Annotated in this window: 25 protein-coding genes, 1 tRNA gene and 1 pseudogene; 14 read left to right on the forward strand and 13 right to left on the reverse strand. The window is 61.4% G+C overall.

What is annotated here, in order from left to right; all coding sequences use genetic code 11:
* Window positions 1-253 precede the first annotated feature (253 nt).
* The 4 genes and pseudogenes from ACUXVH_RS06745 to ACUXVH_RS06760 all read left to right on the forward strand — a co-directional run.
* Window positions 254-330 (forward strand) — tRNA-Met (locus ACUXVH_RS06745).
* A 278-nt stretch (window positions 331-608) separates the two neighbouring features.
* A complete protein-coding gene (gene mprF / locus ACUXVH_RS06750; RefSeq protein ID WP_019094458.1) occupies window positions 609-3,257 on the forward strand; it encodes a bifunctional lysylphosphatidylglycerol flippase/synthetase MprF in 2,649 nt (882 codons plus the stop codon).
* The gene (locus tag ACUXVH_RS06755) at window positions 3,257-4,555 is read left to right on the forward strand and encodes a virulence factor family protein (protein ID WP_065364472.1); all 1,299 of its coding nucleotides are present in this window, start codon (window positions 3,257-3,259) and stop codon (window positions 4,553-4,555) included. The genes mprF and ACUXVH_RS06755 overlap by 1 nt, the downstream gene beginning before the upstream one ends.
* 98 nt (window positions 4,556-4,653) lie before the next feature.
* Window positions 4,654-4,809 (forward strand): annotated as a pseudogene (locus tag ACUXVH_RS06760) (DUF3077 domain-containing protein); the annotation flags it as partial.
* Window positions 4,810-4,976: 167 nt separating this feature from the next.
* Here the strand turns inward: ACUXVH_RS06760 and ACUXVH_RS06765 are convergent.
* Entirely contained in the window at window positions 4,977-6,818 is a 1,842-nt protein-coding gene (locus ACUXVH_RS06765) for a potassium transporter Kup (RefSeq protein WP_370505853.1), read from the reverse strand.
* Between the two features lie 380 nt (window positions 6,819-7,198).
* Here ACUXVH_RS06765 and rimO point away from each other — a divergent pair, with 380 nt between their 5' ends.
* From rimO to tsaA, 6 genes are all read left to right on the forward strand, one after another.
* Window positions 7,199-8,536 carry a 30S ribosomal protein S12 methylthiotransferase RimO gene (gene rimO / locus ACUXVH_RS06770; protein WP_065364474.1) on the forward strand — a complete coding sequence of 446 codons (1,338 nt, stop codon included), beginning with the start codon at window positions 7,199-7,201 and terminating at the stop codon, window positions 8,534-8,536.
* Window positions 8,537-8,653: 117 nt separating this feature from the next.
* Window positions 8,654-9,127 carry a GNAT family N-acetyltransferase gene (locus ACUXVH_RS06775; protein WP_011059593.1) on the forward strand — a complete coding sequence of 158 codons (474 nt, stop codon included), beginning with the start codon at window positions 8,654-8,656 and terminating at the stop codon, window positions 9,125-9,127.
* 82 nt (window positions 9,128-9,209) lie between these two features.
* Window positions 9,210-9,920, forward strand: a complete 711-nt coding sequence (locus ACUXVH_RS06780; RefSeq protein ID WP_011059592.1) for an rRNA pseudouridine synthase — start codon at window positions 9,210-9,212, stop codon at window positions 9,918-9,920.
* Window positions 9,921-9,986: 66 nt separating this feature from the next.
* The gene (locus ACUXVH_RS06785; protein ID WP_065364475.1) at window positions 9,987-10,448 is read left to right on the forward strand and encodes a YehS family protein; all 462 of its coding nucleotides are present in this window, start codon (window positions 9,987-9,989) and stop codon (window positions 10,446-10,448) included.
* A 127-nt stretch (window positions 10,449-10,575) separates the two neighbouring features.
* Window positions 10,576-11,346: an SDR family oxidoreductase gene (locus ACUXVH_RS06790; RefSeq protein WP_053149360.1), complete on the forward strand. Its 771-nt coding sequence runs from the start codon at window positions 10,576-10,578 to the stop codon at window positions 11,344-11,346.
* A gap of 117 nt (window positions 11,347-11,463) precedes the next feature.
* Entirely contained in the window at window positions 11,464-12,159 is a 696-nt protein-coding gene (tsaA, locus tag ACUXVH_RS06795) for a tRNA (N6-threonylcarbamoyladenosine(37)-N6)-methyltransferase TrmO (RefSeq protein ID WP_065364476.1), read from the forward strand.
* 122 nt (window positions 12,160-12,281) lie between these two features.
* Here the strand turns inward: tsaA and fpr are convergent, their stop codons facing one another.
* Window positions 12,282-13,061: a ferredoxin-NADP reductase gene (gene fpr, locus ACUXVH_RS06800; protein WP_003198368.1), complete on the reverse strand. Its 780-nt coding sequence runs from the start codon at window positions 13,059-13,061 to the stop codon at window positions 12,282-12,284.
* Between the two features lie 119 nt (window positions 13,062-13,180).
* Between fpr and ACUXVH_RS06805 the strand changes: the two genes are divergently transcribed.
* Window positions 13,181-14,107, forward strand: coding sequence for a LysR family transcriptional regulator (locus ACUXVH_RS06805; RefSeq protein ID WP_011059588.1), 927 nt, complete (start codon window positions 13,181-13,183; stop codon window positions 14,105-14,107).
* A 1-nt stretch (window position 14,108) separates the two neighbouring features.
* Here the strand turns inward: ACUXVH_RS06805 and ACUXVH_RS06810 are convergent, their stop codons facing one another.
* Together ACUXVH_RS06810 and erdR are read right to left on the reverse strand one after the other, a co-directional pair.
* Window positions 14,109-14,471 carry a diacylglycerol kinase gene (locus ACUXVH_RS06810; RefSeq protein ID WP_065364477.1) on the reverse strand — a complete coding sequence of 121 codons (363 nt, stop codon included), beginning with the start codon at window positions 14,469-14,471 and terminating at the stop codon, window positions 14,109-14,111.
* A gap of 75 nt (window positions 14,472-14,546) precedes the next feature.
* Window positions 14,547-15,197 (reverse strand): response regulator transcription factor ErdR, encoded by a 651-nt coding sequence (erdR, locus tag ACUXVH_RS06815; RefSeq protein ID WP_011059586.1) that lies wholly within the window; start codon window positions 15,195-15,197, stop codon window positions 14,547-14,549.
* 238 nt (window positions 15,198-15,435) lie between these two features.
* Between erdR and ACUXVH_RS06820 the strand changes: the two genes are divergently transcribed.
* Window positions 15,436-16,341: a DMT family transporter gene (locus ACUXVH_RS06820; protein WP_065364478.1), complete on the forward strand. Its 906-nt coding sequence runs from the start codon at window positions 15,436-15,438 to the stop codon at window positions 16,339-16,341.
* On the opposite strand, the gene ACUXVH_RS06825 is transcribed toward ACUXVH_RS06820, so the two are convergent.
* Window positions 16,325-17,035, reverse strand: a complete 711-nt coding sequence (locus tag ACUXVH_RS06825; protein WP_011059584.1) for a tRNA-uridine aminocarboxypropyltransferase — start codon at window positions 17,033-17,035, stop codon at window positions 16,325-16,327. The genes ACUXVH_RS06820 and ACUXVH_RS06825 overlap by 17 nt on opposite strands.
* Window positions 17,036-17,226: 191 nt before the next feature.
* Between ACUXVH_RS06825 and ACUXVH_RS06830 the strand changes: the two genes are divergently transcribed.
* Window positions 17,227-17,652, forward strand: a complete 426-nt coding sequence (locus ACUXVH_RS06830; RefSeq protein ID WP_011059583.1) for a quorum-sensing-regulated virulence factor family protein — start codon at window positions 17,227-17,229, stop codon at window positions 17,650-17,652.
* Here ACUXVH_RS06830 and ACUXVH_RS06835 read toward each other — a convergent pair whose 3' ends face one another.
* Window positions 17,653-17,847 carry a hypothetical protein gene (locus ACUXVH_RS06835; protein WP_041116270.1) on the reverse strand — a complete coding sequence of 65 codons (195 nt, stop codon included), beginning with the start codon at window positions 17,845-17,847 and terminating at the stop codon, window positions 17,653-17,655.
* Window positions 17,848-18,290: 443 nt separating this feature from the next.
* Between ACUXVH_RS06835 and ACUXVH_RS06840 the strand changes: the two genes are divergently transcribed.
* Window positions 18,291-19,409 (forward strand): LOG family protein, encoded by a 1,119-nt coding sequence (locus ACUXVH_RS06840; protein WP_015634374.1) that lies wholly within the window; start codon window positions 18,291-18,293, stop codon window positions 19,407-19,409.
* A 40-nt stretch (window positions 19,410-19,449) separates the two neighbouring features.
* On the opposite strand, the gene recX is transcribed toward ACUXVH_RS06840, so the two are convergent.
* The 7 genes from recX to ACUXVH_RS06875 all read right to left on the reverse strand — a co-directional run bounded on the left by recX (window position 19,450) and on the right by ACUXVH_RS06875 (window position 23,560).
* Complete coding sequence (gene recX / locus ACUXVH_RS06845; RefSeq protein ID WP_019093478.1) at window positions 19,450-19,917, reverse strand: recombination regulator RecX; 468 nt, start codon at window positions 19,915-19,917, stop codon at window positions 19,450-19,452.
* 8 nt (window positions 19,918-19,925) lie between these two features.
* A complete protein-coding gene (recA, locus tag ACUXVH_RS06850) occupies window positions 19,926-20,978 on the reverse strand; it encodes a recombinase RecA (protein WP_011059579.1) in 1,053 nt (350 codons plus the stop codon).
* A gap of 83 nt (window positions 20,979-21,061) precedes the next feature.
* A complete protein-coding gene (locus ACUXVH_RS06855) occupies window positions 21,062-21,562 on the reverse strand; it encodes a CinA family protein (protein WP_011059578.1) in 501 nt (166 codons plus the stop codon).
* 184 nt (window positions 21,563-21,746) lie between these two features.
* Window positions 21,747-22,109 (reverse strand): hypothetical protein, encoded by a 363-nt coding sequence (locus tag ACUXVH_RS06860; protein ID WP_141679908.1) that lies wholly within the window; start codon window positions 22,107-22,109, stop codon window positions 21,747-21,749.
* 18 nt (window positions 22,110-22,127) lie between these two features.
* Window positions 22,128-22,304 carry a Com family DNA-binding transcriptional regulator gene (locus tag ACUXVH_RS06865; RefSeq protein WP_073698946.1) on the reverse strand — a complete coding sequence of 59 codons (177 nt, stop codon included), beginning with the start codon at window positions 22,302-22,304 and terminating at the stop codon, window positions 22,128-22,130.
* Window positions 22,305-22,373: 69 nt separating this feature from the next.
* Complete coding sequence (locus ACUXVH_RS06870) at window positions 22,374-22,889, reverse strand: hypothetical protein (RefSeq protein ID WP_065364480.1); 516 nt, start codon at window positions 22,887-22,889, stop codon at window positions 22,374-22,376.
* 107 nt (window positions 22,890-22,996) lie between these two features.
* On the reverse strand, window positions 22,997-23,560 hold the full coding sequence (locus tag ACUXVH_RS06875; protein WP_065364481.1) for a glycoside hydrolase family 19 protein: 564 nt from the start codon (window positions 23,558-23,560) through the stop codon (window positions 22,997-22,999).
* Between the last annotated feature and the right edge of the window lie 46 nt (window positions 23,561-23,606).

Below are 23,606 nucleotides of genomic sequence, written 5' to 3' on the forward strand. Positions count from 1 at the left end.
CTGGTAGCTCGTCGGGCTCATAACCCGAAGGTCGTCGGTTCAAATCCGGCTCCCGCAACCAAACATCAAAAAAGGCTACTCGAAAGAGTGGCCTTTTTTGTGCGCGCGTGTTTTTCCCTACCTTCACGCCCTGTAAAACTCCTTGCAGGTCCATGACTTAAGTCGGCCAGCCAGGTTTTCGACGTTAATTTGACCTCTGGGACCATTAACGGTTGACACTCGGTCGTTCGCCTGTAGAATGCCGCCACACAGACGCGGGATGGAGCAGTCTGGTAGCTCGTCGGGCTCATAACCCGAAGGTCGTCGGTTCAAATCCGGCTCCCGCAACCAAACATCAAAAAAGGCTGCTCGAAAGAGTGGCCTTTTTTGTATCTGTCGAAAAAGTCCTTTGGCAACAATGATCTGGCAATGTGTTGCGAACCTTTAGCAGCGCGTCGACTCTTCACCATGCAAGCTATGCTCTGTCTCGGGGCAACCACCTTGCGTTGATCACGCAGGCTCGCCGGGCCACGGTGAGACGCGTTAATATTTGAAATTATTTTTTCTACAGGGATTGGTAACTTGGCTGGATACCCCCATCCTGTCGCGCACAATCCACGAGGTGATTGATGCGCGCCAACATGTCTGATTCACAAGACGCCGATACCGCAACTGCCACTCAACCCATTACAGTCACTCGCTTGCGCTGGCTGGACCTGTTGAGCAAATACCGCCAGCCGCTGGGCCTGGCCGTGACCCTGCTACTGTTCGCCATTGCCCTGATCGCCTGTCGCCACCTGCTCAGCGAGCTGGACTTCTACGCACTGCACGACTCGATCCTCGACGTGCCCAAGCCGGCCCTACTCGGCGCCCTGGGCGCGACCATCGTCGGCTTCATCATCCTGCTGGGCTACGAGTGGTCCGCCAGCCGCTATGCCGGGGTCAACCTGCCCGGCCGCACCCTGGCCCTGGGCGGCTTCACGGCCTTCGCCATCGGCAATGCCATAGGCCTGTCGCTGCTCTCCGGCGGTTCAGTGCGCTACCGGCTGTACGCCCGCCATGGGCTGGGGGCCGCCGATGTGGCCCACATGACCCTGTTCGCCAGCCTGTCCCTGGGCTGTGCCCTGCCTCCGCTGGCAGCCCTGGCCACACTGAGCAACCTGCCGGCAGCCTCCGCGGCCCTGCGCCTGCCGGAAAGCCTGCTGGCGGGTATCGCCCTGGCCATCCTGGTGCTGGGAGCGGTGCTAGCCATCGGCATCTATCGCCGGCGCCTGCCGGAACAGCCCCTGCGCGACAACCTGCTGGTGCGCGTCGGCCGCCGCACCCTGCGCCTGCCCGGACGCCGCCTGACCTTCCTGCAACTGATCATCACCGCCCTGGACGTCGCTGCGGCCGCCACAGTGCTTTATCTGCTGCTGCCCGAAGCACCGCCGTTCGGCGCCTTCCTGCTGGTGTACCTGCTGGCCCTGGCCGCAGGTGTGCTCAGCCACGTGCCCGGCGGCGTCGGGGTGTTCGAAGCCATCCTGCTGGCGGCCTTCGCCGACAAGCTCGGTGCCGCGCCCCTGGCTGCGGCACTGCTGTTGTACCGATTGATCTACGTGGTGCTGCCGATGCTGGTGGCCTGCGTCCTGCTGCTGATCAACGAAGCCCAGCGCCTGTTCCAGACCCGGCAATCGCTGCGGGTGGCGTCCGGCCTGGCCGCTCCAATCCTCGCGGTGCTGGTGTTCCTCTCCGGTGTGGTGCTGCTGTTTTCCGGCGCCACCCCGGAAATCGATACCCGCCTGCAACACATCGGCTTCCTGATTCCCCATCGCCTGGTGGATGCCTCGCACTTCGGCGCCAGCCTGATCGGCGTGCTCTGCCTGCTGCTGGCCCAGGGCCTGCGCCGGCGCCTGTCGGCGGCCTGGATGCTGACCACCATTCTCTTGCTGGTGGGTGCCCTGCTCTCCCTGCTCAAGGGTTTTGACTGGGAAGAAGCCTGCCTGATGACCCTCACCGCCAGCCTGCTGGCCGTGTTCCGCCGCTCGTTCTATCGCCCCAGCCGCCTCACCGAACTGCCGTTCTCGCCGCTGTACCTGGTGGCCAGCGTCTGTGTGCTGGGGGCTTCCATCTGGCTGCTGCTGTTCGCCTATCAGGACGTGCCCTACAGCCATCAGCTGTGGTGGCAGTTCACTCTCGACGCCGACGCCCCCCGTGGCCTGCGCTCGCTGCTGGGCGCCGCGGTGCTGCTGCTGGTGGTGTCCCTGACCTGGCTGCTGCGCACCGCGCGCCCGGTGATCCACCTGCCCACCAGCGAGGAGCTGGACAAAGCTGCGAAGATCCTCATGGCCTCGTCCCAACCCGATGGCGGACTGGCCCTGACCGGCGACAAGGCGCTGCTGTTCCACCCCAACGACGACGCCTTCCTCATGTACGCCCGCCGCGGCCGCAGCCTGGTGGCGCTGTACGACCCCATCGGCCCGACCCAGCAACGCGCGGAAATGATCTGGCAGTTCCGCGACCTGTGCGACGTGCACCACGCGCGCCCGGTGTTCTACCAGGTACGGGCGGAGAACCTGCCCTACTACATGGACATCGGCCTGACCGCGATCAAGCTCGGCGAAGAAGCCCGGGTCGACTTGCAGCGCTTTGATCTCGAAGCCAAGGGCAAGGAGATGAAGGACCTGCGCTACACCTGGAACCGTGGCACCCGCGACGGCCTGTCGCTGGAGATCCACGAGCCGGGCCAAGCGCCGATGGACGAGCTGAAAGTGATCTCCGACGCCTGGCTGACCGGCAAGAATGTCCGCGAGAAAGGCTTCTCCCTGGGCCGCTTCAGCGACGACTACCTCAAGCACTTCCGCATCGCCATCATTCGTTTTGAAGGGCGCCCGGTGGCCTTCGCCAACCTGCTCGAGACCTACAGCCACGACCTGGCCAGCCTCGACCTGATGCGCGCACACCCGGACGCGCCGAAGCTGACCATGGAGTTCATGATGGTCGGCCTGATCCAGCATTATAAAAATCATGGATATGCCCGCTTCAGCCTGGGGATGGTGCCGTTGTCCGGCCTGCAACCACGGCGTGGCGCACCGCTGACCCAGCGCCTGGGCTCGATGGTGTTCCGCCGTGGCGAACAGCTGTACAACTTCCAGGGCCTGCGCCGTTTCAAAGACAAGTTCCAGCCTGACTGGGAACCCCGTTACATGGCCGTGCCGGCAGGGCTGGACCCGCTGGTTGCACTGGCCGACACTGCCGCCCTGATCGCAGGCGGCTTGACTGGATTGGTGAAACGCTAATGATTCAACGCTCTTGGCGGTACCTGCTGGCGACCCTGGTGGTGCTGGCTCTGATTGCAGGTGGCGGCTACTGGTGGTGGAACCGCCCCGCTCCCGAACCGACCCTGGAACAACTGACTCAGGCCGACGGCTCGACCCTGACCCGCGTGACCCCAGGTACCCAGGCCAAGGCCCGGGTAGTGGTGGCAGTGCTGCCTGACGCGACCCTGACCGACAAGCAACTGCTGGCCCTGAGCCGCAGCGGCGCGGCGCAGATCGTCCAGGTGGTCCTGCCCAAGGACGACTGCAAGCTGCAGGAACAAGCCCTGCAAAGCGCCCTGCCGCAACTCGCCGGCCCGGCCACCCTGGTCAGCGGCATCGGCCCGGGCGCAGCCCTGGCCTGGCGCTGGATCGCCAGCCAGAACGACGACAAGGCCCAGGCCGTGTCGGTAGGCTTTACCATCGACCCGGCGCCCGGCTGCACCGATCCCTTGCCCAAGACCCTGGCCCACGGCCATTGGCTGGTGGCCTGGAACGACAACCCGGATGACGAAAGCGCCGGCTTCGTGCGTGACACCCCCAATGCCACCACCAGCATCAGCGACTACGACATCCACCTGCCCCAGGTGCTGAACAACGAGCTGCGCAAGCTGCTGGTGGGTTCGGAAAACGGCGGCCTGAGCATCCCCGTGGTGGAAGTTCCGGCCGGCCAGGCCAAGGACACCGTGACCCTGTTCCTCTCCGGCGACGGCGGCTGGCGCGACCTGGACCGCGACGTAGCGGGCGAGATGGCCAAGATCGGCTACCCGGTGGTGGGCATCGACACCCTGCGCTACTACTGGCAGCACAAGACCCCGGAACAGAGCGCCATCGACCTCACCGAGCTGATGCAGCACTACCGGCAGAAATGGGGCACCAAGCGCTTCGTGCTGACCGGCTACTCCTTCGGCGCCGACGTGCTGCCTGCCATCTACAATCGCCTGCCGGAAGCCGAGCAGCAGCGTGTCGACGCCATTATCCTGCTGGCCTTCGCCCGCACCGGCAGCTTCGAGATTGAAGTCGAAGGCTGGCTGGGCAACGCCGGCAAGGAAGCCGCTACCGGCCCGGAAATGGCCAAGCTGCCGGCCGCCAAGGTGGTGTGCATCTACGGCGTGGAAGAGGTCGATGAAAGCGGTTGCACCGACAAGACCGCCGTTGGTGAAGCCATGAAGCTGCCAGGGGGCCATCACTTCGATGAGAACTACCCGGCACTGGCCAAGCGCCTGGTGGATGCCATCGAGAAGCGCCAGGCCAAGGATCAGGCCACCGCTCAAGAGTGAGCCGAGCCTCGCCCGACAAAGCCCCCGCAGCCTCAGGTTGCGGGGGCTTTTTTACATCGACGGTACAAATGCCCTCACTGATTGGGGACGGATTAGGTTTGTGGGAAGCCTCCGACCTGCCGCCCCTGGCCAAGGCCTTTGCCAAGGACGCCGCCTACAGCAAGGACAGCGATCGTCACGCCTGGGCAGCGTACTACCTGAGCGCCATGGGCAAGGCGGTGGTGGACGATGTGGTGCAGGCGTTAGCCGCGTAACGACCAAGGGCGATCTCGGGGCCGGTGAGCTCCGGGAGAAACCGTCCCGTCATTAGCATCGATATCGATGGCCGGTCCGTTATCGCGAGCAAGCTCGCTCCTACAGGGCCGTGAAACGAAAAAGCCCCCGTTGCCTTTCGGCAGCGGGGGCTTTTGTTGGCTCGGGGTTACATCTCGACCTGGGTGCCCAGCTCGATCACCCGGTTCACCGGCAGCTTGAAGAAGCGCAGGTTGCCGTTGGCGTTCTTCAACATGAAGGCGAACAGCGCTTCGCGCCAGCGGGCCATGCCCACCAGCTTGGAGGCGATCACCGTCTCGCGGCTGAGGAAGTAGGTGGTCCGCATCGGGCTGAAGTCCAGTTCATCCAGGTGGCACAGTTTCAGGGCTTCCGGTACATCCGGCTCGTCAGTGAAGCCGAAGTGCAGGATCACCCGGAAGAAACCTTCACCATAGGAGTCCACCTCGAAGCGCCGATTTGCAGGCACTCGCGGAATGTCCTCGTAGACCACCGTCAACAGCACCACTTGTTCGTGCAGCACCTGGTTATGCAACAGGTTGTGCAGCAAGGCGTGGGGCACGGCGTCTGGACGGGCGGTGAGGAACACGGCAGTGCCCTGCACCCGATGCGGCGGCTGTACGCGGATGCTGCCGATAAAGATTGGCAGCGGCAGCCCACCTTCGTCCAGGCGGTCCACCAGCAATTCCTTGCCGCGCTTCCAGGTGGTCATGAGGATGAACAGCACGATCCCCGCCAGCACCGGGAAGGCACCGCCCTGGACGATCTTCGGCACGTTGGCGGCGAAGAACAGCCCGTCCACCAGGAGGAAGCCCACCAGCACCGGCACCGCCAACACCGGTGGCCATTTCCACAGCAACAGCATGACCGCCGCTACCAGGATACTGGTGATCAGCATGGTGCCGGTCACCGCCACACCATAGGCGGAGGCCAGGGCCCCGGAGGACTCGAAGCCCAGCACCAGCAGGATCACCCCCACCATCAGCGACCAGTTCACCGCGCCGATGTAGATCTGGCCCTGTTCGGCGCTGGAAGTGTGCTGAATGTGCATGCGCGGAATGTAGCCCAGCTGGATCGCCTGGCGGGTCAGGGAGAAGGCCCCGGAAATCACCGCCTGGGAGGCAATCACCGTGGCCAGGGTCGCCAGTACCACCAGCGGGATCAGAGCCCAGCCCGGCGCCAGCAGGTAGAACGGGTTGCGCGCCGCCTCGGGGTTCTCCAGCAGCAACGCGCCCTGGCCGAAGTAGTTCAGCACCAGGGCCGGCAGCACCAGGGCGAACCAGGCACGGGCAATCGGCTTGCGGCCGAAGTGGCCCATGTCGGCATACAGGGCTTCGGCACCGGTCAAGGCCAGCACCACGGCCCCCAGAATCGCCACGCCCATGCCGGGATGAACGATGAAGAAGCGCACGCCCCATACCGGGTTCAGCGCCTGCAGCACTTCCGGGTGCTGGAGAATGCCGTTGATCCCCAAGCCCCCCAGCACCAGGAACCACGCCACCATCACCGGGCCGAACAGCTTGCCGATACGGTCGGTGCCGTGCTTCTGGATCAGGAACAGCGCCACCAGCACCACCAGCGCCAGGGGCACCACCCAGTGCTCCAGGCCGCTGAATGCCAACTCCAGCCCTTCTACCGCCGACAATACCGAGATCGCCGGGGTGATCATGCTGTCGCCATAGAATAGCGACGCCCCGATCAGGCCCAGGATCACCAGCACCGAGCGCAATCGCGGGTAAGAAGCCGAAGCCCGCCGGGCCAGCGCGGTCAGAGCCATGATCCCGCCTTCGCCCTGGTTGTCGGCACGCAGGATGAACAGCACATACTTGATCGAAACGACCCAGACCAGCGACCAGAAAATCAGCGCCAGGATGCCAAACACCCCATCGTGATTGACCTGCACGCCGTAACTGCCGGAAAACACCTCTTTAAGGGTATAGAGCGGGCTGGTGCCGATATCGCCGTACACCACCCCCACCGCCGCTACCAGCATCCCCAGAGGCTTGACCCCGGAGTGCTCGCCACTCGCCGCCTGACTACTTGCCTGACCCATCAATGACTCCTACTACCAAGACCGGGGCTTCTTATATAGAAAGCGCAAGGTTATACAAGCGCTATTCTCTAAACTTGTGCAGTTTGCCCTGCAACTTGCAGGTTTTTATTACCACTAAGGCCTTAACTAACGTCGTATGAAAACCACCAGGCATAACGGGAGGAAGCATAGCCCAGCGCTCGTCGTATTTCCCCCGCATAAAGCTGGTCAAGCGCTTCGACCATCGCTAGAATTGCGCACTTTTTGATCAGAGGCGCAGCCAGCGCCCAACCGTCGCACTTGCCCCCCAAGTGGCTCGACACCCAATACCGAGGTTAGACATGTCCACCCCCTCCGCGCCGGCCAACCCGAAAGTCGGCTTCGTATCCCTGGGTTGCCCAAAAGCTCTGGTCGACTCCGAGCGCATCCTCACTCAACTGCGCATGGAAGGCTATGACGTGGTCTCCACCTACCAGGACGCCGACGTCGTGGTGGTCAACACCTGCGGTTTCATCGACTCGGCCAAGGCCGAATCCCTGGAAGTGATCGGCGAAGCCATCAAGGAAAACGGCAAGGTCATCGTCACCGGCTGCATGGGCGTGGAAGAAGGCAATATCCGTGACGTGCACCCTAGCGTGCTGGCGGTCACCGGCCCGCAACAGTACGAGCAGGTGGTCAACGCCGTGCACGAAGTGGTGCCACCGAAACAGGACCACAACCCGCTGATCGACCTGGTGCCGCCGCAAGGCATCAAGCTGACCCCGCGACACTACGCCTACCTGAAGATTTCCGAAGGCTGCAACCACAGCTGCAGCTTCTGCATCATCCCGTCGATGCGCGGCAAGCTGGTCAGCCGCCCGGTGGGCGATGTGCTCGACGAGGCGCAGCGCCTGGTCAAGTCCGGGGTCAAGGAACTGCTGGTGATCTCCCAGGACACCAGCGCCTATGGCGTCGACGTCAAGTACCGCACCGGCTTCTGGAACGGCGCACCGGTGAAGACCCGCATGACCGAGCTCTGCGAAGCCCTGAGCACCCTGGGCGTATGGGTTCGCCTGCACTACGTGTACCCCTACCCGCACGTGGACGAGCTGATTCCGCTGATGGCCGCCGGCAAGATCCTGCCGTACCTGGACATCCCGTTCCAGCATGCCAGCCCGAAAGTGCTCAAGGCCATGAAGCGCCCGGCCTTCGAAGACAAGACCCTGGCGCGAATCAAGAACTGGCGCAAGATCTGCCCTGAACTGATCATCCGTTCGACCTTTATCGTCGGCTTCCCGGGCGAAACCGAAGAAGACTTCCAGTACCTGCTGAACTGGCTGACCGAAGCTCAACTGGACCGCGTCGGCTGCTTCCAGTACTCGCCGGTGGAAGGCGCTCCAGCCAACGACCTGGACCTGGAAGTGGTCCCGGACGAGGTCAAGCAGGACCGTTGGGAGCGCTTCATGGCGCACCAGCAGGAAATCAGCTCGGCACGCCTGCAACAGCGCATCGGCAAGGAAATCGAAGTGCTGATCGATGAAGTCGACGAGAATGGCGCCGTGGGCCGCTGCTTCTTCGATGCCCCGGAAATCGACGGCAATGTGTTCATCGACGGCGCGGGCGACCTGAAGCCGGGCGACAAGGTCTGGTGCCGGGTGACCGACGCCGACGAATACGACCTCTGGGCCGAAACCCTGTAAGGCGTAAAAAAACTGCCAAGCCCCGCTCTCGCTACGAGATGCGGGGCTTTTTTCGGTCTATCGTTTGCTCTGCCAGGCCTGCAATCACTGCGGCCTATCACTTCAGGGGCAGGCGGCATGCGCCAACACTCGGTCGTGCATACACCCAAACTCAGCGATTACCCGGAACTGACCCAGGTCTGGGAAGCCTCGGTACGTGCCACCCACGACTTTCTCCCGGACAGCTATATAGAGTTGCTGCGCAAACTGGTGCTGACCCGCTACCTGGACGCGGTGATGCTGATCTGCACCCGCGATGCACGCCAACGCATCACCGGCTTTGCCGGGGTCGCGGCGGGCAAGGTGGAAATGCTCTTCATCGACCCGGCCCACCGGGGCCAAGGCCTGGGCCGCCAGCTGCTGCAGTACGCGGTGGAACACCTCAATGCCCAGCAGTTGGACGTCAACGAGCAGAACCCCCAAGCCCTGGGCTTCTACTTCAGGCAAGGCTTCGAAGTGGTCGGGCGCTCGGAGCAGGACGGCATGGGCCAGCCCTACCCGCTGCTGCACATGCGCCTGAAACAGGCACAACTGCAGGCCCGGCGCGGCTAAAAGCCACAGCCGGCAAATGGACCCGCGATTAACCGGCGCCAGGCAGGTACAATAGCTGCCCTCTTTTGTTACGGCCCCTGTCATGACTGACCCGATTCGTCTCTCCAAACGCCTCATCGAACTGGTCGGCTGCTCCCGCCGGGAGGCTGAGCTGTTCATCGAGGGCGGCTGGGTCACCGTAGACGGCGAAGTCATCGACGAACCGCAGTTCAAGGTCGGCGCGCAAACCGTCGCTCTGGACCCCGAGGCCAAGGCCACCGCGCCGGAGCCTGTGACCATCCTGCTCAACGTGCCTGCCGGCCAGGACCTGGACAGCGCCATGCAGTCCATTGGCGCCGACAGCCTGTCCGAAGAACACCGCTACGGCAAACGTCCATTGCGCGGGCATTTCCTGCGCCTGACCGCCAGCGATGACCTGCAGCCCAACGCCAGCGGCTTGCTGGTGTTCACTCAGGACTGGAAAGTGCTGCGCAAGCTGACTGCCGACGTGGCCAAGATCGAGCAGGAATACGTGGTCGAGGTCGAAGGCGAGATGATCGACCACGGGCTCAACCGCCTGAACCACGGCCTGACCTACAAAGGCCGCGAGCTGCCACCGGTAAAAGCCAGCTGGCAGAACGAGAACCGCCTGCGCTTCGCCATGAAGAACCCGCAGCCGGGTGTGATTGCGCTGTTTTGCCAGGCCGTCGGCCTCAAGGTCGTCGCCATCCGCCGCATACGAGTCGGCGGCGTGTCCATCGGCAAGGTGCCGCTGGGCCAGTGGCGCTACCTGTCGGCCAAAGAGAAGTTCTAAAGCCGCCCCCATTCAGACGCCGTGCCCTTGCGCGGCGCTCCACGCGCATTGATCAGGACTGTAACCATGATTCATAACGATTTACTGCGCAGCGTGCGCTACATGCTCGACATCAGCGACAAGAAGGTCGTCGAGATCATCAAGCTCACCGGTTTCAAGGTCAGCCTGGACGATGTCGTCAGCTACCTGAAGAAGGATGAGGAAGAAGGTTTTGTGCATTGCCCGGACGAAGTCATGGCGCACTTCCTCGATGGCCTGGTGATCTTCAAGCGCGGCAAGGACGAAAGCCGTCCCCCGCTGCCGATCGAACTGCCGGTCACCAACAACATCATCCTGAAGAAGCTGCGAGTGGCCTTCGAACTCAAGGAAGACGACATGCACGCCGTGCTCAAGGCGGCCGACTTCCCGGTGTCCAAGCCGGAACTGAGCGCACTGTTCCGCAAGTTCGGCCACACCAACTACCGCCCGTGCGGCGATCAGCTGCTGCGCAACTTTCTCAAGGGCCTGACCCTGCGCGTACGCGGCTGAACCCCTTGCGCGGCCGCTGTACATTCTCAGCGGCCCTGATGAGCCGCTATTGCCCCAGGCAATAGTGGCTCCCCGGCAAGCGCCTGAAGACTAGGGTAGGCACACACCTATCTGCTCAGGACTTCCCATGCATCCCTATTTCTCCCTGCAAGGCCGCACCGCCCTGGTGACCGGCGGCACCCGTGGTATCGGCAAGATGATTGCCAAGGCCTTTGTCGAAGCCGGCGCCCGGGTGTATATCTGCGCCCGTGATCCCGACGCCTGCCAGCAGGTCGCCGAGGAACTGGCCGCATTCGGAGAGTGCCGGGGGCTGGCCGCCAACCTGGCCAGTGAGGAAGGCGTGCAGCAGCTTGCCGCCACTTTGGGCCAGCAACTCGACTCCCTGGATATCCTAGTGAACAACGCCGGCACGACCTGGGGCGCGCCACTGGAAAGCTACCCGGCCAAGGGTTGGGAAAAGGTCATGCAATTGAACGTGACCTCGGTGTTCAGCTGTATCCAGCAGTTGCTGCCGCTGCTGCGCCGTGCCGGCTCGGCGGCCCATCCGGCGCGCATCATCAATATCGGCTCGGTGGCCGGAATCAGCTCCTTCGGCGAACAGGCCTACGCCTATGGCCCGAGCAAGGCGGCGCTGCACCAGATGTCGCGGATCCTCGCCCGGGAGCTGGTGAGCCAGCACATCAACGTCAATGTCATCGCGCCGGGACGTTTTCCCAGCAAGATGACCCAGCACATCGGTAACGATGAACAGGCCCTGGCCGAAGACGTGGCGCTGATCCCGATGAAACGCTGGGGCCGGGAAGAGGAAATGGCCGCCCTGGCCATCAGCCTGGCAAGCACTGCGGGGGCCTACATGACCGGCAACATCATTCCTCTGGATGGCGGCTTCAGTCTCTGATCTATGTTGTGCAATTCGCCGGCAAGCCGGCTCCTACAGGTGGCGCGGGTGTTGTAGGAGCTGGCTTGCCAGCGAACGGGTTATCATGCCCTCCCCTTACAGCCTCGACCCCAGAACATGACCTACAGCGTTTCCCCCATCGGCTTCGTGCGCTCCTGCTTCAAGGAGAAGTTCGCCATCCCGCGCCAACCGCAACTGGCTCCGGCCGCGCGCGGGGTGCTGGAACTGGTGGCGCCTTTCGACCAGGGCGACGCGGTGCAAGGGCTGGAGCAGGTCAGCCACGTCTGGCTGCTGTTCCTGTTTCACCAGGCCCTGGAGGACAAGCCGCGACTCAAGGTGCGCCCGCCGCGCCTGGGGGGCAACAAGTCCATGGGGGTCTTCGCCACCCGCGCCACCCATCGCCCCAATGGCATCGGCCAGTCGGTGGTCAAGCTGGACAAGGTCGAGGCCAACCGCCTGTGGATCTCCGGCATCGACCTGCTGGACGGTACGCCGATCCTCGATATCAAGCCCTACGTGCCCTACGCCGACATCATTGCCACCGCGAGCAATGAGATCGCCAGCGCCGCGCCGCAGATTATTCCGGTGCAGTGGCAGGACAATGCCCTGCAACAGGCTCAGATCCACGCTCAGCGACTCCAGGAGCCCCTGGTGGAGCTGATCGAGCAGTGCCTGGCTCAGGATCCGCGTCCGGCCTACCAGGTGCCCACGACCGAGCGTGAGTACGGCGCCCAGTTCTGGGATCTGGACGTGCGCTGGCATTACCCAGAGCCCGGGGTAATCCGGGTGCTGGAAGTGGTCCCGGCGGGCTGAACCCCGGAAACGAAAAAGCCCGCGCTGCCTTTCCAGGCAACGCGGGCTTTTCTGTGTCCGGGAGAATCCGCCCAGTCAGCACCAATGCGCTGCCTGGACGGTCTTCGCGAGCACGCTCGCTCCTACTTTTCGACGAATGCACGCTCGATCAGGTAGTCACCCGGCTCGCGCATGCGCGGCGAAACGGTCAGGCCGAAACTGTTGAGCACTTCGCTGGTTTCATCCAGCATGCTCGGGCTGCCGCACAGCATGGCGCGGTCGTCCTGCGGGTTGATCGGCGGCAGGCCGATGTCGCGGAACAGCTTGCCGCTGCGCATCAGGTCGGTCAGGCGGCCTTCGTTCTCGAACGGCTCGCGGGTCACGGTGGGGTAGTAGATCAGCTTTTCACGCAAGGCTTCGCCGAAGAACTCGTTCTGCGGCAGGTGCTCGGTGATGAACTCGCGGTAGGCGACTTCGTTGACGTAGCGTACGCCGTGGCACAGGATCACTTTTTCGAAACGCTCGTAGGTTTCCGGATCCTGGATCACGCTCATGAACGGCGCCAGGCCGGTGCCGGTGCTGAGCAGGTACAGGTGTTTGCCGGGCTTCAAGTCATCCAGTACCAGGGTACCGGTTGGCTTCTTGCTGATGATGATCTCGTCGCCTTCCTTCAGATGCTGCAACTGGGAAGTCAACGGACCGTCTGGAACCTTGATGCTGAAGAATTCGAGATGCTCTTCCCAGTTCGGGCTGGCAATGGAGTAGGCACGCATAAGCGGACGGCCATTAGGCTGTTGCAGGCCGATCATCACGAACTGACCGTTCTCGAAGCGCAGACCCGGATCGCGGGTGCACTTGAAGCTGAACAGAGTGTCATTCCAGTGATGAACACTGAGGACACGCTCGTGGTTCATGTTGCTCATGTACGGGGGCTCCTAGAAATTGCCTGCGCTGACCATGAGCGCAATTGCACAGCATTCTAATGGCGGCGACAATATCTGTTAACTGGATTATTAAGATAAGGGTTATCGGTTATATCGATATGCGATTTACTCTCCGTCAACTGCAAGTCTTCGTCGCCGTCGCCCAGCAAGAGAGCGTTTCTCGTGCTGCGGGGCTGCTGTCCCTCTCGCAATCGGCCGCCAGTACCTCGATCACCGAACTCGAGCGCCAATCCAGTTGCCAGCTGTTCGATCGCGCGGGCAAGCGCCTGAGCCTCAATGCCCTGGGCAAACAGCTGCTGCCACAGGCAGTGGCCCTGCTGGACCAGGCCAAGGAGATCGAAGACCTGCTCAACGGCAAGTCCGGGTTCGGCTCGCTTTCGGTAGGTGCGACCTTGACCATCGGCAACTACCTGGCCACCCTGCTGATCGGCAGTTTCATGCAGGTGCACCCGGAGAGCCAGGTGAAGCTCCATGTGCAGAACACTGCGCATATCGTGCAACAGGTGGCCCACTACGAAATTGATCTGGGTCTAATCGAGGGCGACTGCAGCCATCCGGATATCGAAGTCCAGACCTGGGTCGAAGATGAACTGGTGGTGTTCTGCGCGCCCCAGCATCCACTGGCCAAGCGCGGCCACGCCACCATGGAAGAACTGACCCATGAAGCCTGGATCCTTCGCGAACAGGGTTCCGGGACGCGCCTGACCTTTGACCAGGCCATGCGTCACCACCGAAGTGCACTGAACATCCGCCTGGAGCTGGAGCACACCGAAGCCATCAAGCGTGCGGTGGAGTCGGGTTTGGGGATTGGCTGCATTTCCCGGCTGGCCCTGCGCGATGCGTTTCGCCGCGGCAGCCTGGTGCCAGTGGAAACCCCGGGCCTGGACCTGGCCCGGCAGTTCTACTTCATCTGGCACAAGCAGAAGTACCAGACCTCGGCCATGCGCGAATTCCTGGAACTGTGTCGCGCCTTTACCGCCGGGGTGCAACGCAGCGACGAGATCGTCCTGCCGAGCATTCCCTGATTCAGATCAGGATCACTGCCCAGACGATGGTGATCATGCTCAGAGCGACAAACTGCGCCGCGCTGCCCATGTCCTTGGCGTTTTTCGACAAGGGATGACGATCCAGGGAGATGCGGTCGATGGCCGCCTCCACCGCCGAATTGAGCAGCTCGACGATCAGCGCCAGCAGGCACACGGCGATCAACAGCGCACGCTCGACCCGGCTGACATTGAGCAGGAAGCTCAGGGGAATCAGGATCACATTGAGCAGCACCAACTGACGGAATGCCGCCTCGCCAGTGAACGCCGCGCGCAAGCCATCGAACGAATAGCCGGAGGCGTTAAGGATACGTTTGAGACCGGTTTGACCTTTGAAAGGCGACATAAGCTGGGCAACTGAAGAAAAAGAAGTGGGGAAGCTAGTTCAACCAAAGTCAAAAAAGCGTGAACAAACAGCCGGTTAATGGCTGGAAATTGACTCAAGTTGTTGCAAGAGCAGCGCTGCCTGGGTCCGGGTACGCACCCCGAGCTTGCGGAAGATCGCCGTCACGTGGGCCTTGATCGTGGCTTCCGACACGCTCAGTTCGTAGGCAATCTGCTTGTTCAGCAACCCTTCGCAAACCATGGTCAGAACCCGGAACTGCTGGGGCGTCAGGCTAGCCAGGCCTTCGCTGGCGGCCTTGGCTTCGGCTGAGACACTGACCTCTTCAAACGCCTGGGGCGGCCACCAGACATCACCGTCGAGCACACTGCGCACGGCCTGCTGGATGACTTCCAGGGAACTGGACTTGGGAATGAAACCGCTGGCGCCGAACTCTCGGGAGCGCACCATGACGGAGGCTTCTTCCTGCGCCGAAACCATCACCACCGGAATTTGCGGGTACTGCCCGCGCAACAGCACCAGACCGGAAAAACCGTAGGCACCGGGCATGTTCAGGTCCAGCAGGACCAGATCCCAGTCGGATTTTTCGGTGAGTCGCACTTCCAGTTCGGCAATGCTTGCCACTTCCACCAGACGCACATCGGGGCCCAGGCCCAAGGTGACAGCTTGATGCAGTGCACTGCGAAAAAGCGGGTGATCATCGGCAATCAGGATTTCGTATGTGGCCATTTTTCAAATGATCCTGTTTTTCATGGCAGGACTGATGCATTCAGCCCTCACCAAAGCAACACGGAGGCACGCCAGAATACCGCACCCAAAGAGCACGAACGCCGCGAAAAGCCTGAGCAAAACAGTGGTTCAAACAGCGCCGGCGCCCTAATCGGCGCCAAGCATGCCCAGCCAAGCCAGGGTGGTCAAGCGTGAAGCTTTGCGGCATCTTAGCTGGCTAACTAATAAGAGAGCCATCATGCGCAGCCAAGCCTTGCGTGCCGATGTCCTGATGCTGATTACCGCGGTGATCTGGGGCTCGGCGTTTGTCGCACAAACTTCCGGTATGAATCATATCGGCCCCTTCCTTTATTCCGGCCTGCGCTTCGCCCTGGGCTCACTCTGCCTCTTGCCGCTGGTGCTGCGTAAAACACTCACGGATCGTCAGCCCGAACCCTTGCTCAATCGTGGGCTGCTACTGGGCGGCGTACTCATGGGGCTGGCCCTGGCCCTGGGCATCAATCTGCAACAGGTGGGGCTGATGTTCACCACCGTCACCAATGCAGGTTTCATCACCGGGCTCTATGTCATTGTAGTGCCGCTTCTGGGGCTGCTGATTGGCCACAAGACTGGCCTGGGTACCTGGCTCGGCGCCGTGCTGGCGGTGGTGGGCATGTTCCTGCTGAGCGTCAGCGACAGCTTCCACGTTGCCTCGGGAGACTGGCTGCAGTTGATTGGCGCCTTCGTCTGGGGTGGGCACGTGATTCTGGTGGGGGTTTTCGCCGGCCGTCATGACCCGATTCGCCTGGCGTTCCTGCAATTTGCCACCTGCGCGGTGGTCAGCCTGATCCTGGCGTTGTGCCTGGAACCGCTTCGCTGGGAAGCGATTGTCGGCGCCGGGCCGGCCATTCTCTATGGCGGGGTGGTGGCCGTCGGTATCGGCTACACCTTGCAGGTGATTGCCCAAAAGGACGCAATCGCCTCTCACGCGGCAATCATTCTGTCCCTGGAAGCGGTATTTGCCGCCATTGCCGGGGCCTGGTTGCTGGATGAGTCGCTGCAGGCCCGCGGCTACTTCGGCTGCGCGCTGATGCTCAGCGGCATGCTGGTAGCCCAGCTATGGCCACAAAAGCCTCATTCCAGCACGACTACACAAAGGGCTTGAGCCGGGCATGCACATCGTCATCCGGATCGATGGCCTTCTGGAACTTCGCTGACAGGTAATGGGTGCTGAACACATCTAGGTAGGCATCCAGTACCTGGCTGACCTGCTCATCGCCGGCCAGTTCCAGGCATAACGCCGCTACTTCAGCGGTACAGAAGTGATCATCACGCTTGGAGCGACGCAGCTTGTAGCGCGAGAGCTTCTCCGGGGACAGGCTGAGAACCGGCAAGTGCTCCAGGTAAGGGCTCTTGCGGAACATCTTGCGCGCCTCGCTCCAGGTAGCGTCCAGCAGAATGAACAGCGGCCGCTTGCCCTCCTCCTGCCTGACTTCGCTGACCACCCGTTCGGGCGCGACGAACTCGCCCGGAAACACGATATAAGGCTGCCACTGCGGGTCGGCCAGCAACGCCAGCAGTTGCGGATCGACCTCAGTACGCGACCAGCTGAACGCCGTCGTGTCGCCGATCACATCGGCAATCAGCCAACCGGTATTGCTCGGCTTGAGCGGTTCGACGTCGTGCATCACCAGGCACATGGCTGACCGGGCAACGACTTTCGGTCGCCAGGCACACAGGCAATGGCTGGGAATCACTCGGCAGCGGGGGCAGCGTTCAGCCCGTGAGCCGCGTGCGAAAAAGGGCTTGGCCACGCGCGCCATCCGCAGATCACGTAAACGGGAAACCGCATGACTCATCGCAGGACATGCCAGCAAGAAACAGAAATCAACACGACAAACACTCAAGAGGGTAAAAAGTCGGACAAGTTTATCAGAGCTATCTGTTCAAACCTGTACCGCCCTGCGGCCTCTCCCCCTATAATTCGTCGCCACTGAACGCACAGTCGAGTGGCTGGTCGAAGCATCAGTCACTGCACCAGGAGAGTTTCATGTTGCGCTTTACCATTCCTACCGTCGCCCTTCTGCTGGCCCTGCCCCTGGGTGCCCAAGCTGCGTCCCTGCAAGAATTCGAACTGGGCAAAATGCTGGAGAAGGTCGCTGCGGAAAGCAACGTCGGCACTCCTCGGGAAATCAACGAGAACATTCTCGACCAGGGCTATACCGTTGAAGGCAAGGAACTGATCAACCACCTCAGCGTCCAGTCTGGCCATGCCGAGCAGATGCGCGCCAATCCCAAGGCGGTCTACCTGCAGCTTGGGGCAAGCGTCTGCCGCAATCCCAACTACCGCAAGCTGATGGCCAAAGGCGCCATCATGCGTTACGAGTTCACTGAAAACCGCACCAATCGCCCGGTGGCCTCGGCGCGCTTTCAGGAGTCGGATTGCCCGGCGCAAAGCACGCCCAAGAAAAAGTAATCACGAACGAGCGGCGCGCCGCTGCTGATCATCGGCGCGCAGTTCGGCGACCAGGGCCTGTAGGTATCGCGATGGCCGCTCCTGTGCTGCCAATCGGCGCCGGCACTCTTCCTCCAGGCTTATTTGATGGTCAGCGGCAGCGGCTTGCAGCAGCTGATACAACTGCGGATCAATCTCCAGCGTGACAATGGTCATCCCCTGCCTCCCTGCTCTGGTCCTGCATGGCCCAGAACCCGCTTGCCTCTCTCCGGCCCCTGCTCCTGCGCCAGACGCTGCACCTTAGTAAATCAGAGCCGTCATCCCTTGCCGCCCCTCCTGACCAGCGGTGCCAGCCTGGGGAAAACCGCGAACAAGCGGTTGCCAGCCAAGACTTTATGGGCACATGATCAAGCCATGTCCGAAACGGCTTGCGGACGGTTGAAGAGGCCGTCCTTGTGCGTCTTGCTGTGCAAATGTTCTCAAATAAAGGAAAGCAGGACCTCTGTGGATGACCCCAACACTGCCCAGCGATTGTCAGCTGTGATCGGGTCCGGAAATTCGCTCATTCGCTGGGCTGAGCAGGCAGCGACACAGGCAGTGTCGTGGCACATTCGAATATCTCGATCGTGCGCAAGGTTCTGTGCAGAAGGAGAAGCTGAATGCCTTACCAATCGAATGACCTGTTAAGTCGTCATTTTCAGAGCAACGGTGTCGACCTGACGAACCAGGTCGAAGCGCAACTCAACCAGATAGCCCCCAACAGCCCGAATCTTCCTCTTTACCGCGACATGGTGCTCACCGTCCTGCGTATGGCCGAGGATGACCTCAATCGCTGGAATGCCAAGATAACCCTGCAGGCCCTGCGCGAACTGGAGCACGCCTTCCGCGTCCTGGAACAGTTCAAGGGCCGACGCAAAGTGACGGTCTTCGGCTCGGCACGCACCCCCAGTGAACACCCGCTATACGCCATGGCCCAGGAGCTGGGCGCGGCCCTGGCCCGCTCGGATCTGATGGTCATTACCGGGGCCGGCGGGGGCATCATGGCCGCCGCCCACGATGGTGCAGGCCTGGAGCACAGCTTGGGGTTCAACATCACCCTGCCTTTCGAGCAGCATGCCAACCCCACCGTTGGCGGTACGGAGAACCTGCTGTCGTTCCACTTTTTCTTCACCCGCAAGCTGTTCTTCGTCAAGGAGGCCGACGCACTGGTGCTTTGCCCAGGCGGCTTTGGCACCCTTGATGAAGCCCTGGAAGTACTGACCCTAATTCAGACCGGCAAAAGCCCGCTGGTACCCGTGGTACTGCTGGACATGCCGGGTGGACAGTTCTGGCAAGGCGCCCTGGACTTCATCCACAACCAACTGGAAGCCAATCGCTACATTCTGCCCAGTGACATGAAGCTGGTGCGCCTGGTGCACAGCACTGAAGAAGCGGTGCAGGAAATCCAGCAGTTCTATGCCAACTTCCACTCCAGCCGCTGGCTCAAGCAGCAGTTCGTCATCCGCATGAACTACAACCTCAATGAGCAGGCGCTGGAGCAGATGCAGACAGCATTCGCCGACCTGTGCCTGAGTGGTCAGTTTCAACAGCATGCCTACAGCGGGGAGGAACACGACGAAGTGCAGTTCAGCCATCTGGCGCGGCTGTCATTCGCCTTCAATGCTCGCGACAACGGTCGCCTGCGCGAGCTGATCGACTTCATCAACCTGCCGGAAAACTGGGCCAGGCCTCAGCCCCAAACAACGCAACGGGCACGAGAAACCAGCAAAGCCAACTGACCCCAGCCCTAGCCCGCTGCGTTATGCAGCGGGTACGGCTTCAGTCGTCCATGCCTCGGCCACTCAACAAGCGGCTGATCATGTCCATGGAATACCCGCGATAACTCAGGAAACGCCCTTGCTTGGCACGCTCTCGAGCATCTACAGGAAACCGCCCAGCAAACTTGCGCTGCCAGACGTCACGCAATTGCTCCTGCCAATCGATGCCGCACTCGCGCAGCGCAAGATCAATATCGCTGCGCTGCAAGCCGCGCTGGCCCAGTTCCTCACGAATACGCATGGGCCCGTAACCGGATCGGGCACGGTAGGAAACGAAGCTTTCGAGATAACGGGATTCGGACAGCAGGCCCTCTTCCGTCAAACGGTCAAGGGCTGCTTCGATCATTTCAGGAGGGGCGCCGCGCTGACGCAGTTTACGCGTCAGCTCGACACGACCGTGCTCGCGTCTTGCGAGCAGGTCCATTGCGGTTCGCCGCACCGCGACGAGGGTATCGAGTACGGCGGTCATTGGATCAATCAGATATCAGCGTCGGCCATATCGTCTTCGGTCTCTTTGACCGGGTTGGCTTTGACGTCTGGCGATGCAGTCAGCAGTTTTTCACGGATCTGCTTCTCCAGTGCGTTGCCGATTTCCGGGTTGTCCTGCAGGAACTTGGCCGAGTTGGCCTTGCCCTGACCGATCTTGTTGCCCTGGTAGCTGTACCAGGCACCGGATTTCTCCAGGAAGCCATGCAGCACGCCCAGATCGATGATCTCGCCGTTGAGGTAGATGCCCTTGCCGTAAAGAATCTGGAACTCGGCCTGACGGAATGGCGGAGCCACCTTGTTCTTTACGATCTTGACCCGGGTTTCGCTGCCCACCACTTCGTCGCCTTCCTTCACCGCGCCGGTACGGCGGATGTCCAGACGGACCGAAGCGTAGAATTTCAGCGCGTTACCACCGGTGGTGGTTTCCGGGCTACCGAACATCACGCCGATCTTCATGCGGATCTGGTTGATGAAGATCACCAGGCAGTTGGCGTTCTTGATGTTACCGGTGATTTTGCGCAGCGCCTGGGACATCAGGCGGGCTTGCAGGCCCACGTGCATGTCGCCCATTTCACCTTCGATTTCAGCCTTGGGCACCAGGGCCGCCACGGAGTCGACGATGATCACGTCAACCGCGTTGGAACGCACCAGCATGTCGGTGATTTCCAGCGCCTGTTCGCCGGTGTCCGGCTGGGAAACCAGCAGGTCGTCAACATTCACACCCAGCTTGCCGGCGTATTCCGGATCCAGTGCGTGCTCGGCATCGACGAACGCACAAGTGGCACCGGCTTTCTGCGCCTGGGCAATAACCGACAGAGTCAGGGTAGTTTTACCGGACGACTCAGGGCCGTAGATTTCAACGATACGGCCTTTTGGCAGACCGCCAATGCCCAGAGCAATGTCCAGACCCAGAGAGCCGGTGGAAATGGCCGGGATCGCCTGACGGTCGTGATCGCCCATACGCATTACGGCACCCTTGCCGAATTGACGTTCGATCTGACCCAGGGCCGCAGCCAAGGCTTTCTTCTTGTTGTCGTCCATTAAAGTCCTCACGTAATCAATAAGGCCTGACGGCCAACACCTGTATAAGTAGCCAGTATTATTCCACAGCGCTCGAGGATCGCCTACCCCTGATTTGCGATTTCTGCCGCAGCATGTTGCAGCAACCCCTCTAGCGCGGCCTTCACCGTTTGTCGGCGGACCTCATCGCGATTCCCCGGAAAGTGCCGGCACTCGGTGGTCAGCGTCTCTCCCGCCCCCCAGGCCAGCCACACAGTGCCCACAGGCTTCTGCGCAGAACCGCCATCCGGCCCGGCGATACCGCTGACCGCCACGGCAAAATGCGCATGACTCCTGGCCTGTGCCCCCCGGACCATGGCCTCGACCACTTCACGACTGACAGCGCCGACCGAATTGAACAAATCGGCCGGCACATTCAATTGCAGGGTCTTCTGGCGATTGGAATAGGTGACATAACCGGCCTCGAACCAGGCCGAACTGCCAGGGATCCGCGTGATCGCCTCGGCGATGCCTCCCCCGGTGCAGGACTCTGCGGTGGTGACGTGGGCATTCAGAACCTGCAAACGCCTGCCGAGTTCAGCGGCAAGCTGGGTGATTTCTTTCACAATCCTCTCCTGATGGGGCTGGCGTGTGCTTACCGTACACCAGGCGAGGTGGCTTGCAAGTGACAAGCCGTAGGGCGACTAAACAACCTTCCAAAACCTGAACTCTTGCCAAAATTCTCAATAAATTTACAACCCAAGCCTTTGCCACGAAGGCAAAGGCAGGGCTCAAAGCGCTACGCCTGATTCAAGCCAGCAAGTCCCAGGTCAGGGCAATACCTGCCGGACGCGGAGTAGTTGCAGGCACTGAAGTACCGAGCCACAGGCCCTTGCCTGCTGGAACAAAGAGCGGATAGGGCAACACCACCTCAGAATGCGATCCAGCGGCGCTGTTCCCGTTACCAGAGAAGATAATCGGCACAGTTCTATCACCAACAATTTTCGGTGCGGTGACGCCACAATAAACGTCAACAGCTCCATTCGAAGGGGCGATATAACCCGTGCGAATGATAACTCCGTTAGTGTTAGAGGCCGGGTCAACGATGGTAGTTACACCGCTGGGAATTGGGTAAATCGATACGAAGTGGTTACCAACTGGTACTGCGTCCATTTTTTACACCTTATTAGGTCAAGTGAGTGTGCGCGGAGAATCCGCATTCATATCGCTCAAAGGCGTTTGCTCGAGGCTCGTAGCCTTCACATGATTCAAGGTCCCGCATCGGGAGCATTTGATCTGGAGCTCGGTAAACTCACCCACTCGGGCGAGAAGTCTTTTGCAATGACCGCATCTGCACTCTTTTAGCATCGGCACATCCGTTTGATGGTGTCCTGACTGTTACCCCGTACTTATGGGCAACGTTGTGTCCCTTTACTCTCAGTGCCGTTGCTCGGCTGTCGAAGCGCCCCCCAGCACAGCCTGGGATTCGCGCACCCACCGCTGCAACGCCTTCAATTGCTCGGCATTGGCGTGGCATTCGCTGTAGTTGTCGACGACGCTGGCGGCGACGGTAGAGAGTGCAAGGCCCGAGGCGGCGCCATCAGTGACGCTGGGGCCTCCGGCCACAGGCAGGTTGGCGGCGCCGGCGTCGTGCACCCGGACAAAACCAGCAGGCACAACGCAGGATCTATCAGCCGCTTTCGAAACATAGACAGGAACCTCCTTGGTGATGGTGGCGCCCGCCTGATAGACCTTGACGATACGGTCGACGTACTCGACCACCACCTTTTCCCTGACCGTGCCCAGGGCCCGGCCTTGTTCAAAGGATTGTTTGAGACGAGCCTCATCGAGGCGTTGGTTGTTACTGCGCTCACTGCCGGCACCGCTGACGTAGCCGAGTGCATAAAGCAACCCGGCCGCCACAGCGATGGCCAGCCAGCCACGGATATTCATCAGCCCTCCTGAGGCGGGCAGGAAATGAGTCACCCAGCCTGCCAAAAAAACCTGTAGCCGCTGCCGCAGGCTGCGAAAAGGTCCGCAGGACCTTCAGACGGCAGCCCTCACACCACCGGCGAACACAGCACCGCCCGCGCCCTGGCCCAGAGTTGCAGGCGGTCCTGCAAGCCATTCAGGCCCCCATTGATCCGCCGGGTAATGCTGTTGAACTCATCGCGATCAGCCAGGGCATTGAGCCCACCGCGCTCCCAGAACCAGGCCGCCGACTCGGCGGCCCATTGCGCTTGCTCCAGCAGCTCCGGCAACTCCAGCAGGCGCTCATCGCCAAACAGCCCGAGGCTGCACTGGCGATAATTGCTGCGCCCGGTGATCTGGATCAGCCCGCGCCCGCGATACCGCTGGCCGTCGCCATCCGCCTCGGGGGTATTGCCCAGGCGCGCGGCGAGAGGGCCCGTGTCGTACTTGCTCAGGTATTGATCACTGCCCAGTTCGCGTACGTATTGCAGCTGTCCGGATTCGTGTCCGATCTGAGCCAGAAAGGCCGCCTGGCGCTTCGGCGTATCGATCTGCCGCTTGGCCATGGCGGTGTTGAGTGGAGAAACAAAAACGCCCGCTTGGCGGCGGGCGTTAGGCATGATTTGCAGCAGTTGTTCTTCGGTTATTGGCATGGTCAGTGTTTGAAGGTCGGATAAGAAAACGCCCCGGCGGTACGGG

This window comes from Pseudomonas sp. 8(2025), from assembly GCF_052665325.1.